Origin of the sequence: Ensifer sp. SL37 (assembly GCF_026672675.1) — a bacterium.
Taxonomy (GTDB): domain Bacteria; phylum Pseudomonadota; class Alphaproteobacteria; order Rhizobiales; family Rhizobiaceae; genus Ensifer; species Ensifer adhaerens.
The window spans coordinates 3,536,555-3,551,596 of record NZ_JAPPRN010000006.1 but is presented as its reverse complement, the minus strand read 5'-3'; the positions used below and the strand labels follow the sequence as shown (position 1 = coordinate 3,551,596).

Sequence of the window (15,042 nt, the reverse complement as noted above, 5' to 3'; positions counted from 1 at the left end):
ATAGGTCCTTTTGACCGGGAGGCTCAGATGGTTTCGCCTGAAACAGCATCGATGAAAGAGACGGCATCCGGAAAATCAGCAGCACCGTTATCGGCCGACGAACTCCGCCTGATGGACGCCTATTGGCGTGCTTCTAACTATCTGTCGGTCGGGCAGATCTATCTGCTCGACAATCCGCTTCTGCGCGAGCCGCTGAAGCGCGAGCACATCAAGCCGCGCCTGCTCGGCCATTGGGGCACGTCGCCGGGCCTCAACATGCTCTACGTGCATCTCAATCGCGTCATCAAACGCGACGACCTCGACATGATCTATATCATCGGTCCCGGCCATGGCGGGCCGTCTCTTGTGGCGCATGCCTATCTGGAAGGGACCTATACGGAGTTTTATCCGAACATCGCCGAAGACGCCGAAGGCATGCAGCGGCTGTTCAAGCAGTTCAGCTTTCCCGGCGGCATCCCGAGCCATGTGGCGCCGGAAACGCCCGGCAGCATCCATGAGGGCGGCGAGCTTGGTTATGCGCTCAGCCACGCCTATGGCGCCGCCTTCGACAATCCCAATCTGGTCGTTGCTTGCATCGTCGGCGATGGCGAGGCCGAGACCGGGCCGCTTGCGACGGGCTGGCAGAGCAACAAGTTCCTCAACCCTGCCCGCGACGGCTGTGTTCTGCCGATCCTGCACCTGAACGGCTACAAGATCGCCAATCCCTGCTTCCTCGCCCGCATTCCGCACGACGAGTTGAAGAAGTTCTTCGAGGGCATGGGCTACAAACCCTATTTCGTCGAAGGGCATGATCCGGCAAAGGTCCACCAGCAACTGGCAGACGTGCTCGATACGGCGACGGCCGAAATCCGGCAGATTTGGGACGATGCCCGCATCAGGGGCAATCTGAAGCGCCCGGCCTGGCCGATGATCATCTTCCGCACGCCAAAGGGCTGGACCTGCCCGCCGGAAATCGACGGCAAGAAATGCGAGGACTACTGGCGCGCGCACCAGGTGCCGATGGGCGAGATGGACAAGCCCGAGCACATCCGCATCCTCGAACAATGGATGAAGAGCTATCGCCCGGAAGAACTCTTCAGTGACGAGGGCCGGCTGAAGCCCGAGATCGCGGCGCTCGCCCCATCCGGACATCGCCGCATGAGCGACAATCCGCATGCAAACGGCGGCCTGCTGTTGCGCGACCTGAAAATGCCGGGCTTCCGGGACTACGCCGTCGACGTTCCGAGCCCCGGCGCCACGACCGTGGAAGCGGCGCGCGTGATGGGCAAGTTCCTGCGCGACGTGATGAAGAACAACATGGATGCGAAGAACTTCCGGCTGTTCAGCCCGGACGAAAACAACTCCAACCGATGGCAGGATGTGCTCGAGGTCACCGAGCGCTGCTACATGGCCGAGATCTATCCGGAGGACGATCACCTCTCACCGGATGGCCGCATCATGGAGGTCTTGAGCGAGCATCAATGCCAGGGTTGGCTTGAAGGCTATCTCTTGACCGGGCGCCACGGCTTCTTCTCCTGCTACGAAGCCTTCATCCACATCATCGATTCCATGTTCAACCAGCACGCCAAGTGGCTGAAGGTCTGCAACGAGATCCCCTGGCGCCGGCCGGTCGCGTCGCTCAATTATTTCCTGAGCTCCCATGTCTGGCGGCAGGATCACAACGGCTTCAGCCATCAGGATCCGGGCTTCATTGATCATGTCGTCAACAAGAAGGCTGAGGTCGTCCGCGTCTACCTGCCGCCGGATGCCAATACGCTGCTGTCGGTCACCGACCATTGCCTGCGCAGCCGCAACTACGTCAACGTCGTCGTCGCCGGCAAGCAGCCGGGCCCACAATGGCTGACGATGGAACAAGCCGTGCGCCATTGCAGCATGGGTGTGAGCATCTGGGACTGGGCCAGCAACGACGCCAACAGTGAGCCGGACGTCGTCATGGCCTGCTGCGGCGACACTCCGACGCTGGAAACCCTCGCCGCCGTCCAGCTGCTGCGCGAGCATCTGCCTGAAGTGAAGGTCCGGGTCGTCAACGTCGTCAACCTGATGAAACTGCAACCGGCGGAAGAACATCCGCATGGCCTTTCGGACAGCGACTTTGATGGCATCTTCACCAGGGACAAGCCGATCATCTTTGCCTTCCACGGCTACCCGTGGCTGATCCATCGCCTCACCTATCGCCGCACCAATCACGGCAACCTGCATGTTCGCGGCTACAAGGAAGAAGGCACGACCACGACACCGTTCGACATGGTGGTGCTGAACGAACTCGACCGCTTCCACCTGGCCGGCGATGCCATCGATCGCCTGCCGCAGCTCGGCGCGCGGGCGGCCTACTTCAAGCAGGCGATCCAGGCCAAGCTGATCGAGCATCGGGAGTATATCGAGAAGCATGGCGACGACATGCCCTCGATCAGCGGCTGGAAATGGGGCGTTAACGGGGTGCAGCCTGCCAAGGCTGGGACATCGACCGAAGGGGACAACGTCTAAGGCCCGCGCACGGCTGGATTGACGATCACCCTGCCCGGCTTGCCTGAGCTTGCGAGCCGCTCCGCAAGGAGCGTCTCGCGCACACGACACGAACGAACCCTCATCGTCATTGCGGCTGGCTGCCATGTCGGAATTGCTGTCGACAGATCCCGAACTGAACCGCATGCCGACCGAGCAGGATCTTGCCCGGTTGCAGTTCACGACGCTGCTCTACTATCTCCACTGCACCAACCCGGACAACGGCCTGGTCCGTGACAAGACGCAGGAAGACGCGCCCGCAAGCATCGCCGCGGTCGGCATGGCGCTCGCGACGATCCCGGTGTTGGTCGAGCGCGGCATCGTCATCCGCAAGTTTGCCGCAAAGATCGCGCGTCGGCGCTTGCAGTTTCTCCTGGAGTGCCCGCAGGGACCGGAACCCGACGCCTCCGGCTACAAGGGCTTCTTCTACCACTTCCTCGATATCGAAACCGGCAGGCGCGTTTGGGAGTGCGAGCTTTCGACGATCGACTCCGCCTTTCTTTTCGCGGGTGCTCTGACGGTGGCCGCCTATTTCGACGGCGATGGCGCCGAAGAAGTCGAAATCCGCAGGGTGGCAAACGCGCTCTATGAACGGGCCGACTGGAACTGGGCCTGCGATCACGGGCTGACGCTCACCCACGGCTGGCGGCCGGAAAGCGGCTTCATCCCCTATCGCTGGCGTGGCTACGACGAGGGCCTGCTCCTCTACATCCTCGGCCTCGGCTCACCGACCCACCCGCTCCCGCCGGAAGCCTATGCGGCCTACACCGCAAGCTACGACTGGCGGAACCTTTACGGGCGCGAATTGCTCTATTCGGGACCGCTCTTCACCCACCAACTCTCGCATATGTGGGTCGATTTCCGCGGCATCCGCGACGAATTCATGCGCGAGCACAACAGCGACTATTTCCAGAACAGTCGCCACGCGACCTTCGTCCAGCAGGAATATGCCATCCGCAACCCGCTGAATTTCGTCGGCTACGGCGAGCATTGCTGGGGCTTCACCGCAAGCGACGGTCCCGGCTGGACCAAGCGCACGGTGAACGGTGTCGAGCGGGAGTTCTTCGACTACATCGCCCGCGGCGCCCCCTTCGGTCCTGACGATGGGACCGTGTCGCCCTGGGCAGTCGTCGCCTCCCTGCCCTTCGCGCCGGAAATCGTCATTCCGACGGTCTGGAATTGTGCCCGTATGAATCTCGGCATGACCAGGCTTTACGGCTTCAGGCCCTCCTTCAACCGCAGCTTTCCGGCGGAAGGAACCGAATCCGGCTGGTGGGTCAGCCCCTATCATTTCGGCATCGACCAGGGCCCCGTGGTGCTGATGATCGAGAACTACAGGACCGGCCTGCTGTGGAACATCATGCGCCGCTGCGAGCCGATGGTGGTGGGATTGCGACGGGCAGGCTTCTCCGGCGGCTGGCTCTGACGGCCAAAGCAACAAAGGTACTCTGATGGACAGCCAGCCAGTGCCGATCAGAACAACCGCACTTCGCTTCGCACGGGCTGTCCGGATGCTGCTGACCTCCGAGGTCGGAGGCCGTGCCAAGTTGATGTTTGCCGGGCTTATTGCGCTGCTTTTCGGTCTGAACGGCCTCAACGTCGTCAACAACTACGTCGGCCGAAACTTCATGACGGCGATCGCCGAGCGCCAGATGAACGAGTTCATTCGGCAAGCGGTTTTCTACGTCTGCGTCTTTGCCGTTCTCACCGTCACCGGTGTTATCGCACGTTTTGTCGAAGAACGGCTGGCGCTGCTGTGGCGTGAATTCATGACGAGACGCGCCGTCGATCTCTATTTGGAGGAGGAGACCTATTATCGCGTGGAAGTCTCGGGGACGCTAAGCAATCCGGACCAGCGGATATCGGAGGACATCCAGGCGTTCACCGTCACCACGCTTTCCTACATCATCATGCTGTTCAGCAGCACGCTGACGGTGGTGACGTTCTCAGGCGTGCTCTGGTCGATCAGCCCGCTGCTGTTTGTCGTCGCTGTTTTCTATGCCGCCTGCGGCTCGTATATGACGATCGTGCTCGGTCGGCCGCTGATCGGCCTGAACTATGAGCGGCTCGACAGGGAGGCGAACTTGAGGTCGAGCCTCATGCACCTGCGCGAAAACGCAGAAGCGGTGATGGTGACCAGCGTCGAGGGGCAGCAGAAGACGCGATTGCTAGATCGCCTCGATGCCTTGGTCGTCAACATCCTGACGATTACCGCGGTCAATCGCAACCTGGCCTTTTTTACCAGCGGCTACAACTGGATGATCCAGATCATCCCGGATTTGATCATCGCTCCGGCTTTCATGCGCGGCGAAATCGAGTTTGGGGTGATTACCCAATCAGGTGCAGCCTTTGCCATGCTTGTCGGCGCATTCTCGCTGATCGTCAGGCAGTTCAACTCGATCTCGAATTTCGCCGTCGTCGTTTCTCGACTGAGCGCCTTGCTGGAGGCGATCGAGGAAAGCCGAAAAAGCAGCGTCTCGAGCATCGAACTGGTGAAGCAAGACGGCGATCTGGCCTTTGACCAGGTAACGCTGGGATCGGCAGTCACCCACCCATTGCTTCGCGATCTGTCGCTGTCGATCCCAATGGGAACGCCTGTGCTGATCTCAGGGCCGCATGCGGCCGCGGGGGCTGCCCTCTTCCGGGCCACCGCGGGAATTCCGACCGCCGGCACCGGGCGGATCGAGCGCCCGGAAAGTCTGATGTTTCTGCCGCAACGACCCTATCTGCTGCCGGGTTCTCTTCGGCAATATCTTCTGCCGCCTGGAAGTTCCGAAGGCATCTCCGATAGCCAGGTGCTCAATGTCTTGCGCAGCCTCGGTCTCGGTGGGCTCGCCGATGACGCCGAGGGGCTGGAGAAGGAACAGGATCGGGATATGTCCTTGGGCGACCAGCAGCTCCTGGCCCTCGCCAAGGTGCTTCTCGCCACGCCACGGTATGTGTTTCTCGACCGGATTGAGGCAACGCTTGGTCGTGAGGCCTTGCGCAACACCCTGGGCCTTCTCCGCCAGAGTTCGATCACCTGCATCAACAACGGCGAGGAAGGCGATACACGCGACCTTTACGGCGCCTTCCTGGATTGCCGGGAGGATGGCAGCTGGACGTGGAAAGACGATCGGACTTGATCAGCCCCAGCCCGGCACGCACTCAAGGACGAGACCTGACCCGCATGCCCCGCCTGAGCGATCGCCCGATGACCGATTCTGACGCCGGCACTTACCGCGGCGCGACGATGCCCTGGTAGTAGTCGCCATCGCCGCCGACGACCCGCGGCGGACCATTGTAGGTTTGTGAACAGGCGGCCAGCGTGGTGAGCGCAAGCAACAATACGATCGTTCTCATGAAGTCCCCTTCTGGCCCGCATGCCGGCTATGTCCTTGAGACTTGGGAGAATCTGAGGCGGAGCCGGTTAGAAAACAAGTACTAAAATGGTGGTATAACAAAATCTATGATCGTTGAAGATGTAATCTTCAACGATTGCCGCCCGCTATGGGGCGGCAATCCGGACACGGTCAACAATGGATGAATAGGTCGCCTAGATCGGGCGCTGCCGGTTGGTCTGTTCGCGCTCTCTCCAGTACTGCAGCCGAAGTCGCGGCGCCATGATCCAGGCGATGAACGGCGTGACGAGGAAACAGCTGACGACCACGATCGGGATCGCATATTTGGCGTTGGCTGTGAGGGCCGGTACCGACAGAACGATCAGGATCCCGATGGCGAACAGGATGGCGTTGATCATCAGGCCGACCATGATCGCGAGTTGCAGGCGGACGGACATTTCGACCTCCCGAAGCTTCGGGGCGCTACGCCCCTTAAGCGTGCATTTGCGCGGCGGATTGTAGCAGACCGCTCTCATTCGCGAAATGGTGGAGTTCGCGCGGCGTCTCGCCCCTGTCGCGGGCGCAAATCTGCTCTATGCTTTTAGGCGAGCGATTGAAGACGCACGCGCCGGCCCGGCAAGGCTCGGGGACCGTGGTCGATCCGCGCTCGCCCAAAGGAGATCGCATGACGAGCCCATACGAAACGCTCGGTGTCAGCCGCGACGCGACGCAAAAGGACATCCAGAGCGCCTATCGCAAGCTTGCCAAGAAGCTGCACCCGGATCTCAATCCGGGAGACAAGGGCGCGGAGGACCGCTTCAAGGCGGTTTCAGCGGCCTATTCCTTGCTTGGAGACGAAGACAAACGCGGAAAATACGATCGCGGAGAGATCGACGAGACCGGAGCGGAAACGCCGCCCCGGCACTACTACCGCGACTATGCCCAATCAGGCGATGCGGGGGCACGTTACGAAAGCGCGCATGGCTTTTCTGATTTCGCCGAAGCGGACGATATCTTTTCGAGCTTCTTTTCACGGCGCGCGGGCGGGCAGCAGCAGCGCCAGCGCGGTCGCGATACCCATTTCTCGATGGAGATCGCATTTCTCGACGCGGCCAATGGCACCAAGACCCAGATCACCCTGCCCGGCGGCGGACCGGCGCTCGACCTGACCATTCCGCCCGGCACGCGCGATGGCCAGACGCTGAGGCTGCGCGGCAAGGGAGAACCGGGTCGCGACGGCGCACCGGCTGGCGACGCGCTGATCGACATTCGCGTCCGCCCGCATCCGCTCTTTGCCACGGATGGTGACGACGTGCGCTACGAGGTGCCGATATCGCTGAGCGAGGCCGTGCTCGGCGGCAAGATCCGCGTTCCGACGATCGATGGTGCCGTGAACGTTTCGATCGCTCCGCACACCAACACGGGCAAGACGCTGCGGCTGAAGGGCAAGGGACTGCACAAGCCGGGCGGTGGCCATGGCGATGCCTATGTCAGCCTGAAGATCGTGCTGCCGCAGGCCCCCGACCCGGCGCTTTCCGCCTTCGTCGAAGGCTGGGCCGCCGGCAAGACGGAAGATCCGCGCAAGGGCATGGGAGGATGACCTATGAACGACCGTGAATTTTGCGAACATCTCGATATCGAGGTCAAGGTTCTGCGCATCTGGGTCGAGCAGCGCTGGCTGATGCCCCAGGAGGCTGACGCCGGCTGGCTGTTCGAGGATGCCGACCTTGCGCGCGCGCGTCTGATCCAGGATCTGACGGGCCCCATGGGGGTCAATGACAACGGCGTCGACGTGGCCATGCAACTGCTCGACCAGGTCCACAGCCTACGGGGTCGCCTAGCGGTGTTGATGAACGCCATTCGCTCCCAGGAGCCGGCGGTTCAAAAGCTCATCTTGTCGAGCGCCGAGGAGGATTAGGCAACGGCCGGCTCGTTCAGCAGCCCGATCGTTTCGGCGACAAACAGGGTATCGACGAACTCCGTAAGGTCGACGATCCGATCGTCCCGGAACGTGAACTTGTCGATGATTTCGGTTCGCTCGCGGGTCTGCGACGGGATGAAGCGAACAAAGCCGGCGCGGTGGACGATGACGGTATCGCCATCGGCATAGCAGCCGACCATCTCCATCTCGCTCAGGTCCCAGTTCTTGACGAGCGTCGAGAAACTGTCGCGCACTGTTTCCGGCGTGTTGACGGCCAGTGCCAACGTGCCGAGCCTGCCGCTTCCCACGATGCGGAAGCTGAAGTCCGGATCAAGTTGCGCCATCATGGTGTCGAGGTCGTTGACATCGCGGGCGAGATAAAGGGCCCGCACCCTGAATTCCAGCATGCTTCGCTCAGTCATGACAGCCTCCCCGTTTCTATTAGAACGAGTGTGTTTTAACTTTAGTGATCGCGCAAGTATTAGTGGTGTTTCGGCCCGCTTCGCACCGGTCGCGGTGACCATCGTTAGAGTTTTCCTAAAATGCAACCACCAGTTTTTACCCGCCTTCAGGTGAAACTGAGCGACAAGAATGGATTGCTAACGGGAAGGCAGAGAAAACGTGACACAGGTCGTCACAGTATCCGCAACGACGGCGGCTTATGCGGCAGAAGCGCTGAAGCCGTCTGCACGTGTGCGTGGCGACGGTCCGACCGATGAAGCGATCACGTTGCTCTCGGCGCGGCGCACCGAAGAGCCCAAGTTGACGCCGGTCTCGATCCCGAAGACCAAAGGCGCCCTGCCCCTCTCCTTCATGCTGGCCACGGCCGACGGCCGTCTGCCGGAGCGCTCGGAAGCCGAAGCCCTGCGCCGGTATCTCGAATTCATGCGCGATGACGACGGCGGTTCCGAGAAGCAGGAAAACGAAGGCCGGCAGGATGAACCCGCCGGCCAGGAGGATGAAAGCGACGCCGCCTGAGGCGGTATCGCGATTTCTCGGGTCAATGATGCTTTTGGCCGCCGGCTGCCTCACCGCCCTTGGCCGAGCCGACCGGGAACGTCGCATCGACCTTGCCGGCCTTTTCGAAGACGAGCGTGACGGGAACCGTATCGCCTTCCTTGAAGGGCGTCTTCACGTCCATGAACATCAGATGCAGGCCGCCGGCCTTGAGCTCCACCGTTTCGCCGGCCGGCAATGCCACGCCGTCGTCGAGCTTGCGCATCCGCATCACGTCGTTTTCCATCTTCATCTCGTGGATCTCGACACGCGCGGCCGCAGGGCTCTCGACAGCAACGAGCCGGTCTTCACCTGCCCCACCGTTCTTGATCGTCAGGAAGCCGCCGCCGACCTTGGCGCCCGGCAGCATGGCCTTCACCGAGCCACCGGAGATATCGAGATCGCCGACCTTCGCCGAGCCGCCGGCCGCAGCCATATGTCCGCCATGGCCGGCGTGCGGATCGGCGGCATCGGCCATCGTCACCGTTACGGTCGGTGCCGGGCTTTTCAGGTCATGTGCGTTCTGGCCCTCGGCAGCCACCTGGTCCCAGACGACCTTGCCTTCGGTGCCGCAAAGCTGCGTGGTCGGGAAGGCCAGCACAGTCTCCTTGTCGAAGCCCGAGACTTTACCGCGCACGACAAAGGTGTCGTAGTATTCGTTGGGAAGATTGCCGCCCTTCCACCGGATCTCCAGTGGGCCGGACGAGACCTTCTTGCCGTGATTGTCATAGGTCTTCTGGTAATCGCCCTTGATGATCTCGATTTCCCAGCCGGGCTTCGGCTGCGGTTGGGCGAAGACGAAGCCTTCCGGCAGCTTGATCTGTACTTCCGTCGTCGGCTTGCCGTCGCAGCCATGCGGAACCTGCAGCACCGCCTTGAAGGTGGTTTCCACCGGCGCCGTGTCTTTCTCGAAGGTGGCATGGGCGTGGGCGATGCCGCTTGCGGCAAGGGTAAGGCCGAGCGAAAGCGAAACGATCCTGGTCTTTGTCATGTCGTAATCTCCTGACCACGCGCCGGGCTTTGCCCGATGTCCGGTGGTCCAAGCCGCTTGAACGCGGCAAATTGTATTGGGATGCGAGAGGAGAATTACGAACGCGCCGGAGGCCCGCGCGAAGGCGGCAGCAACCGCAGATGCTGATGGGGCGTCGCGTATTCAGCGACAGCTGTCGAAACCTGCCAGGCGCCCGTTTCGGCGCGAACGTTCTCGGTTGGCGGAGCCGGCAGCAGGATAGAGCCCGAAAGACGGCAGGCCTCGCAGACCGGGGCCATCGCCTGGCCCTTACCGCTTTCATGGTCGACGCCATCCATGCCGAAGCAGATTTCGGCGATCGTTCCGTCAGGCAATTGATAGGCGGAAATTTCGCCCGGGCTGAGCGTCTTGGCGCTGAGCGGCTTGTGGGCAAAGGTCAGGAAAACGAGCGCAAAGACGGCGATCAGCCGCACTGCTATCCCGAATTTTCCGTAGCGCCCTGTCATGGTTATCCCCGGTATCTGTCTTGGGTTATCCTCAACCGGAGAAGAATGCAAAGGCAGAATTGCCGCACCCTGCCCGGCTGCGTCTTTTGGTCATGCGACAAAAATGTGTTTCAGCGCGACACCGCCCCCTTGCCAAGCTCTGGCCTTCGCCGTTATCTGGAGACGATCTTGTTGGGAGAAGCCGGTTCGCTCCGGTGCCGAAGGAGCAACCGCCCCGGAAACTCTCAGGCCAAAGGACCAGCAAGGTGCCGGTAGGACTCTGGAGAGAAGCGTTTTTACGCTCGCCGAAGGGATAACAATCTCAGGCAAAGGGACAGAGGGGGCTCGAATCGACGGCGATTGACGCCGGAAGTGTGAGCCGGCGCGGGAGCGCCAGACCTGGAGGCCGGATTTGGAAAACAATCCTCATTTGAAACAGACGCCGCTGCATGCGCTGCACCTTTCGCTGGGCGCGCGCATGGTACCCTTTGCCGGTTACGACATGCCGGTGCAGTACCCCGATGGCGTGATGAAGGAACACCAGCACACCCGTGTTGCTGCCGGTCTCTTCGATGTATCGCATATGGGCCAGGTCATCGTTCGGCCGAAGTCCGGCAAGATCGAGGACGCGGCCCTGGCGCTCGAAAAGCTGGTGCCGGTCGATGTGCTCGGCCTTGCCGAGGGCCGCCAGCGTTATGGCCTCTTCACCAATGCCGAAGGCGGCATCCTCGACGACCTGATGATCACCAACCGCGGCGACCATCTCTTCCTCGTCGTCAACGCCGCCTGCAAGGACGCCGACTTCGAGCTCCTGAAGGCCGGTCTCTCCGATACCTGCGACGTGACGATGCTCGACGATCGCGCGCTGATCGCGCTTCAGGGCCCGCACGCCGAAGCCGTGCTCGGAGAACTCTGGGCTGATGTCTCCGCCATGCGCTTCATGGACGTCGCCGAAGCCGACCTGCATGACGTCACCTGCATCATTTCCCGCTCGGGCTATACCGGCGAAGACGGTTTCGAGATCTCCATTCCCGTTGCCTCCGCCGTCGATGTTACCCAGCGCCTGCTCGAACATCCCGATGTGAAGCCGATCGGCCTTGGCGCCCGCGATTCGCTGCGCCTTGAAGCCGGTCTTTGTCTCTATGGCAACGACATCGACACCACCACGACCCCGGTCGAAGGGGCGCTCGAATGGGCACTGCAGAAGGCGCGCCGCGCCGGTGGCGCCCGCGAAGGTGGTTTCCCCGGTGCCGATCGTATCCTCGGCCAGTTCGCCACTGGCGCGTCGCGCCGCCGCGTCGGCCTGAAGCCCGAGGGACGCGCGCCGGTTCGCGGCGGCGCTAACCTCTTTGCCGATGCCGAGGGCAAGACCCCGGTCGGCCAGGTGACCTCGGGTGGCTTCGGCCCCTCGGTCGATGGCCCGGTCGCCATGGGCTATGTCGATGCCGGCCATATCGAGAACGGCACCACCCTTTTTGCGGAAGTGCGCGGCAAGTACCTGCCGGTGGCGGTCGCCGCCCTTCCCTTCGTCAAACAAACCTACAAACGCTGATCAGGAGAGAGCGCACATGTTGAAGTTCACTGAGGAACACGAGTGGCTGAAAATCGAAGCTGGTGTCGCAACCGTCGGGATCACCGAGCATGCCGCCGGCCAGCTCGGCGATCTCGTCTTCGTTGAACTGCCGGAAACCGGCTCGAACTTTGCCAAGGGCGATAGCGCCGCCACCGTCGAATCCGTCAAGGCAGCTTCCGACGTCTATTGTCCGCTTGACGGCGAAATCGTCGAAGTGAACCAGGCGATCGTCGACGACCCGTCGCTCGTCAACAGCGACCCGCAGGGTGCTGCCTGGTTCTTCAAGCTGAAGCTTGCCAACCCCAGCGATGCCGATGCCCTCCTTGAGGAAGCGGCCTACAAGGAGCTCGTCGCCTGATGAGCATGCCCAAGGATTTCACGTTTACGGACTACAAGCCGTATGACTTCGCCAATCGGCGTCATATCGGTCCGTCGCCGGCCGAAATGGACGAGATGCTGAAGGTCGTCGGTTACCCGACGCTCGATGCGCTGATCGACGACACCGTGCCGCCGTCGATCCGCCAGAAAACGCCGCTTGCCTGGGGCGCGCCGATGACCGAGCGCGAGGCGCTCGACAAGATGCGCGAAACGGCCAACCGCAACCAGAAGCTCGTGTCGCTGATCGGCCAGGGCTACTACGGCACGATCACGCCGCCGGTCATCCAGCGCAACATCCTGGAAAACCCGGCCTGGTACACGGCCTATACGCCCTACCAGCCGGAAATCAGCCAGGGCCGCCTCGAAGCGCTGCTCAACTACCAGACCATGGTCTGCGACCTGACTGGCCTCGACGTTGCCAACGCGTCGCTTCTCGATGAAGCGACCGCAGCCGCTGAAGCGATGGCGATGGCCGAGCGCGTTTCGAAGTCGAAGGCCAAGTCCTTCTTCGTCGACGAAAATTGCCATCCGCAGACGATCGCGCTTCTGAAGACCCGCGCCGAGCCGCTCGGCTGGCAGATCGTCATCGGCAATCCCTTCGCCGATCTCGATCCGGTCGACGTCTTCGGCGCGATCTTCCAGTATCCGGGCACCTACGGCCATGTGAACGACTTCACCGGCCTGATTGCCCGCCTGCACCAGACCGGCGCGATCGCGACCGTTGCCGCCGATCCGCTGGCGCTGGCGCTTCTGAAGTCGCCTGGCGAAATGGGCGCCGATATCGCCATCGGCTGCACCCAGCGCTTCGGCGTTCCGGTCGGCTATGGGGGTCCGCATGCGGCCTATATGGCCGTCAAGGATGCACACAAGCGCTCGATGCCCGGCCGTCTCGTCGGCGTCTCGGTCGACGCGCGCGGCAACCGCGCCTATCGCCTGTCGCTGCAGACCCGCGAACAGCACATCCGCCGCGAAAAGGCGACGTCGAACATCTGCACCGCGCAGGTGCTGCTCGCCGTCATGGCCTCGATGTATGCCGTCTTCCATGGCCCGAAGGGCATCAAGGCGATCGCCCAGAGCGTTCACCAGAAGACCGTTCGTCTCGCCATGGGCCTCGAAAAGCTCGGCTACACGGTCGAGCCCGATGTGTTTTTCGACACGATCACCGTCGAAGTCGGCAAGCTGCAGGGCATCATCCTCAAGACCGCAGTCGCCGAGGAAGTGAACCTGCGCAAGATCGGCGAGACCAAGATCGGCATCAGCCTCGACGAGCGCTCGCGCCCCGTCACGCTCGAAGCTGTCTGGCGCGCCTTCGGCGGCGACTTCAAGGTGGAAGAGTTCGAGCCGGGTTACCGCCTGCCGCAGCCGCTGCTGCGCACCAGCGAATACCTGATGCACCCGATCTTCCACATGAACCGCGCCGAAAGCGAGATGACGCGCTACATCCGCCGTCTGTCGGACCGCGACCTGGCGCTCGATCGGGCGATGATCCCGCTCGGCTCGTGCACGATGAAGCTGAACGCGACCGCCGAGATGCTGCCGATCACCTGGCCGGAATTCTCGGAGATCCATCCCTTCGTGCCGAAGGATCAGGCGGCTGGCTACCAGCACATGATCGAGGACCTGTCGGAGAAGCTCTGCGCCGTCACCGGCTATGACGCGATCTCCATGCAGCCGAACTCCGGTGCACAGGGCGAATATGCCGGTCTCCTGACGATCCGTGCATACCACCTTGCGCAGGGCAACGCCCATCGCGACGTCTGCCTGATCCCGACCTCGGCGCACGGCACCAACCCTGCGTCGGCCCAGATGGCCGGCATGAAGGTGGTCGTCATCAAGGTCAGCGAAAACGGCGACATCGACATGGAAGATTTCCGTGCGAAAGCCGAGCAGTATGCCGAAAATCTCTCGTGCTGCATGATCACCTATCCTTCGACGCACGGTGTGTTCGAGGAGAATGTGCGCGAGGTCTGCGAAATCGTGCACAAGCACGGCGGCCAGGTCTACATGGACGGCGCCAACATGAACGCCATGGTCGGCCTTGCCCGCCCCGGCGACATCGGTTCCGACGTCAGCCATCTCAACCTGCACAAGACCTTCTGCATTCCGCACGGCGGCGGCGGTCCCGGCATGGGCCCGATCGGCGTCAAGGCGCATTTGGCGCCCTACCTGCCCGGCCACCCGGAAACGGACGGCCAGGACGGCGCGGTTTCGGCTGCTCCCTTCGGTTCGGCCTCGATCCTGCCGATCTCCTGGAGCTACTGCCTGATGATGGGTGGCGAAGGTCTGACCCAGGCGACGAAGGTGGCGATCCTCAACGCCAACTACATTGCAGCAAGGCTCAAGGGCGCCTACGAGGTGCTCTACAAGTCATCGAAAGGCCGTGTCGCGCATGAGTGCATCATCGACACCCGTCCGCTGGTCGAAAGCGCCGGCGTGACCGTTGACGACGTCGCCAAGCGCCTGATCGACTGCGGTTTTCACGCCCCGACCATGAGCTGGCCGGTTGCCGGAACTCTGATGATCGAGCCGACCGAATCGGAAACCAAGGCCGAGATCGACCGATTCTGCGAGGCAATGCTTGCCATCCGCGAGGAAGCCCGTGCGATCGAGGAAGGTCGCATGGACAAGACCAATAACCCGCTGAAGAACGCTCCGCACACGGTCGAAGACCTGGTCGGCGAATGGGATCGCCCCTATTCGCGCGAGCAGGCCTGCTACCCGCCGGGCGCCTTCCGGGTCGACAAGTACTGGTCGCCGGTCAATCGTGTCGACAACGTCTTCGGTGACCGCAACCTCGTCTGCACCTGCCCGCCGCTCGAAAGCTACGCGGAAGCCGCAGAGTAACGACATCGACCGGCGGAGCAGCAATGCTCCGCCGGTTGTTTTCTCCGGCGTGG

The 15,042-nt window shown here is 62.1% G+C and carries 14 protein-coding genes and 1 riboswitch; of the genes, 9 read left to right on the top strand and 5 right to left on the bottom strand.

All coding sequences use genetic code 11. The features are described from left to right. The first annotated feature begins 27 nt into the window (after positions 1-27). The 3 genes from OVA00_RS29495 to OVA00_RS29485 all read left to right on the top strand — a co-directional run bounded on the left by OVA00_RS29495 (position 28) and on the right by OVA00_RS29485 (position 5,627). The gene (locus OVA00_RS29495; protein WP_268090151.1) at positions 28-2,484 is read left to right on the top strand and encodes a phosphoketolase family protein; all 2,457 of its coding nucleotides are present in this window, start codon (positions 28-30) and stop codon (positions 2,482-2,484) included. Between the two features lie 124 nt (positions 2,485-2,608). Then, the gene (locus OVA00_RS29490) at positions 2,609-3,928 is read left to right on the top strand and encodes a glucoamylase family protein (RefSeq protein WP_218686627.1); all 1,320 of its coding nucleotides are present in this window, start codon (positions 2,609-2,611) and stop codon (positions 3,926-3,928) included. 25 nt (positions 3,929-3,953) lie between these two features. Further along, positions 3,954-5,627 (top strand): ABC transporter ATP-binding protein/permease, encoded by a 1,674-nt coding sequence (locus OVA00_RS29485; protein WP_268090150.1) that lies wholly within the window; start codon positions 3,954-3,956, stop codon positions 5,625-5,627. Between the two features lie 91 nt (positions 5,628-5,718). Here OVA00_RS29485 and OVA00_RS29480 read toward each other — a convergent pair whose 3' ends face one another. Both OVA00_RS29480 and OVA00_RS29475 read right to left on the bottom strand, forming a co-directional pair. After that, positions 5,719-5,844 carry a hypothetical protein gene (locus OVA00_RS29480; RefSeq protein WP_255380881.1) on the bottom strand — a complete coding sequence of 42 codons (126 nt, stop codon included), beginning with the start codon at positions 5,842-5,844 and terminating at the stop codon, positions 5,719-5,721. A 193-nt stretch (positions 5,845-6,037) separates the two neighbouring features. Continuing rightward, positions 6,038-6,280, bottom strand: a complete 243-nt coding sequence (locus tag OVA00_RS29475; RefSeq protein WP_060520773.1) for a hypothetical protein — start codon at positions 6,278-6,280, stop codon at positions 6,038-6,040. 227 nt (positions 6,281-6,507) lie between these two features. Between OVA00_RS29475 and OVA00_RS29470 the strand changes: the two genes are divergently transcribed. After that, a complete protein-coding gene (locus tag OVA00_RS29470; RefSeq protein ID WP_060585138.1) occupies positions 6,508-7,422 on the top strand; it encodes a DnaJ C-terminal domain-containing protein in 915 nt (304 codons plus the stop codon). 3 nt (positions 7,423-7,425) lie between these two features. Further along, positions 7,426-7,740, top strand: coding sequence for a chaperone modulator CbpM (locus OVA00_RS29465; protein WP_060520771.1), 315 nt, complete (start codon positions 7,426-7,428; stop codon positions 7,738-7,740). On the opposite strand, the gene OVA00_RS29460 is transcribed toward OVA00_RS29465, so the two are convergent. After that, entirely contained in the window at positions 7,737-8,165 is a 429-nt protein-coding gene (locus OVA00_RS29460; RefSeq protein ID WP_060520770.1) for a nuclear transport factor 2 family protein, read from the bottom strand. The two genes, OVA00_RS29465 and OVA00_RS29460, sit on opposite strands and share 4 nt — an antisense overlap. A gap of 199 nt (positions 8,166-8,364) precedes the next feature. Between OVA00_RS29460 and OVA00_RS29455 the strand changes: the two genes are divergently transcribed. Then, positions 8,365-8,721: a hypothetical protein gene (locus tag OVA00_RS29455; RefSeq protein ID WP_034794298.1), complete on the top strand. Its 357-nt coding sequence runs from the start codon at positions 8,365-8,367 to the stop codon at positions 8,719-8,721. Between the two features lie 22 nt (positions 8,722-8,743). On the opposite strand, the gene OVA00_RS29450 is transcribed toward OVA00_RS29455, so the two are convergent. Together OVA00_RS29450 and OVA00_RS29445 are read right to left on the bottom strand one after the other, a co-directional pair. Continuing rightward, positions 8,744-9,730: a copper chaperone PCu(A)C gene (locus tag OVA00_RS29450; protein ID WP_034794300.1), complete on the bottom strand. Its 987-nt coding sequence runs from the start codon at positions 9,728-9,730 to the stop codon at positions 8,744-8,746. Positions 9,731-9,825: 95 nt separating this feature from the next. Continuing rightward, positions 9,826-10,215 carry a hypothetical protein gene (locus tag OVA00_RS29445; RefSeq protein ID WP_268090149.1) on the bottom strand — a complete coding sequence of 130 codons (390 nt, stop codon included), beginning with the start codon at positions 10,213-10,215 and terminating at the stop codon, positions 9,826-9,828. Between the two features lie 162 nt (positions 10,216-10,377). Continuing rightward, positions 10,378-10,465: riboswitch (glycine riboswitch) on the top strand. Positions 10,466-10,606: 141 nt separating this feature from the next. Here OVA00_RS29445 and gcvT point away from each other — a divergent pair. The 3 genes from gcvT to gcvP are packed head-to-tail and all read left to right on the top strand — an operon-like array spanning position 10,607 to position 14,989. Beyond that, positions 10,607-11,746: a glycine cleavage system aminomethyltransferase GcvT gene (gene gcvT / locus OVA00_RS29440; protein ID WP_060585129.1), complete on the top strand. Its 1,140-nt coding sequence runs from the start codon at positions 10,607-10,609 to the stop codon at positions 11,744-11,746. 16 nt (positions 11,747-11,762) lie between these two features. Then, complete coding sequence (gene gcvH / locus OVA00_RS29435; protein WP_034794310.1) at positions 11,763-12,125, top strand: glycine cleavage system protein GcvH; 363 nt, start codon at positions 11,763-11,765, stop codon at positions 12,123-12,125. Further along, positions 12,125-14,989: an aminomethyl-transferring glycine dehydrogenase gene (gene gcvP, locus OVA00_RS29430; RefSeq protein WP_112976728.1), complete on the top strand. Its 2,865-nt coding sequence runs from the start codon at positions 12,125-12,127 to the stop codon at positions 14,987-14,989. The genes gcvH and gcvP overlap by 1 nt, the downstream gene beginning before the upstream one ends. Positions 14,990-15,042: the final 53 nt, after the last annotated feature.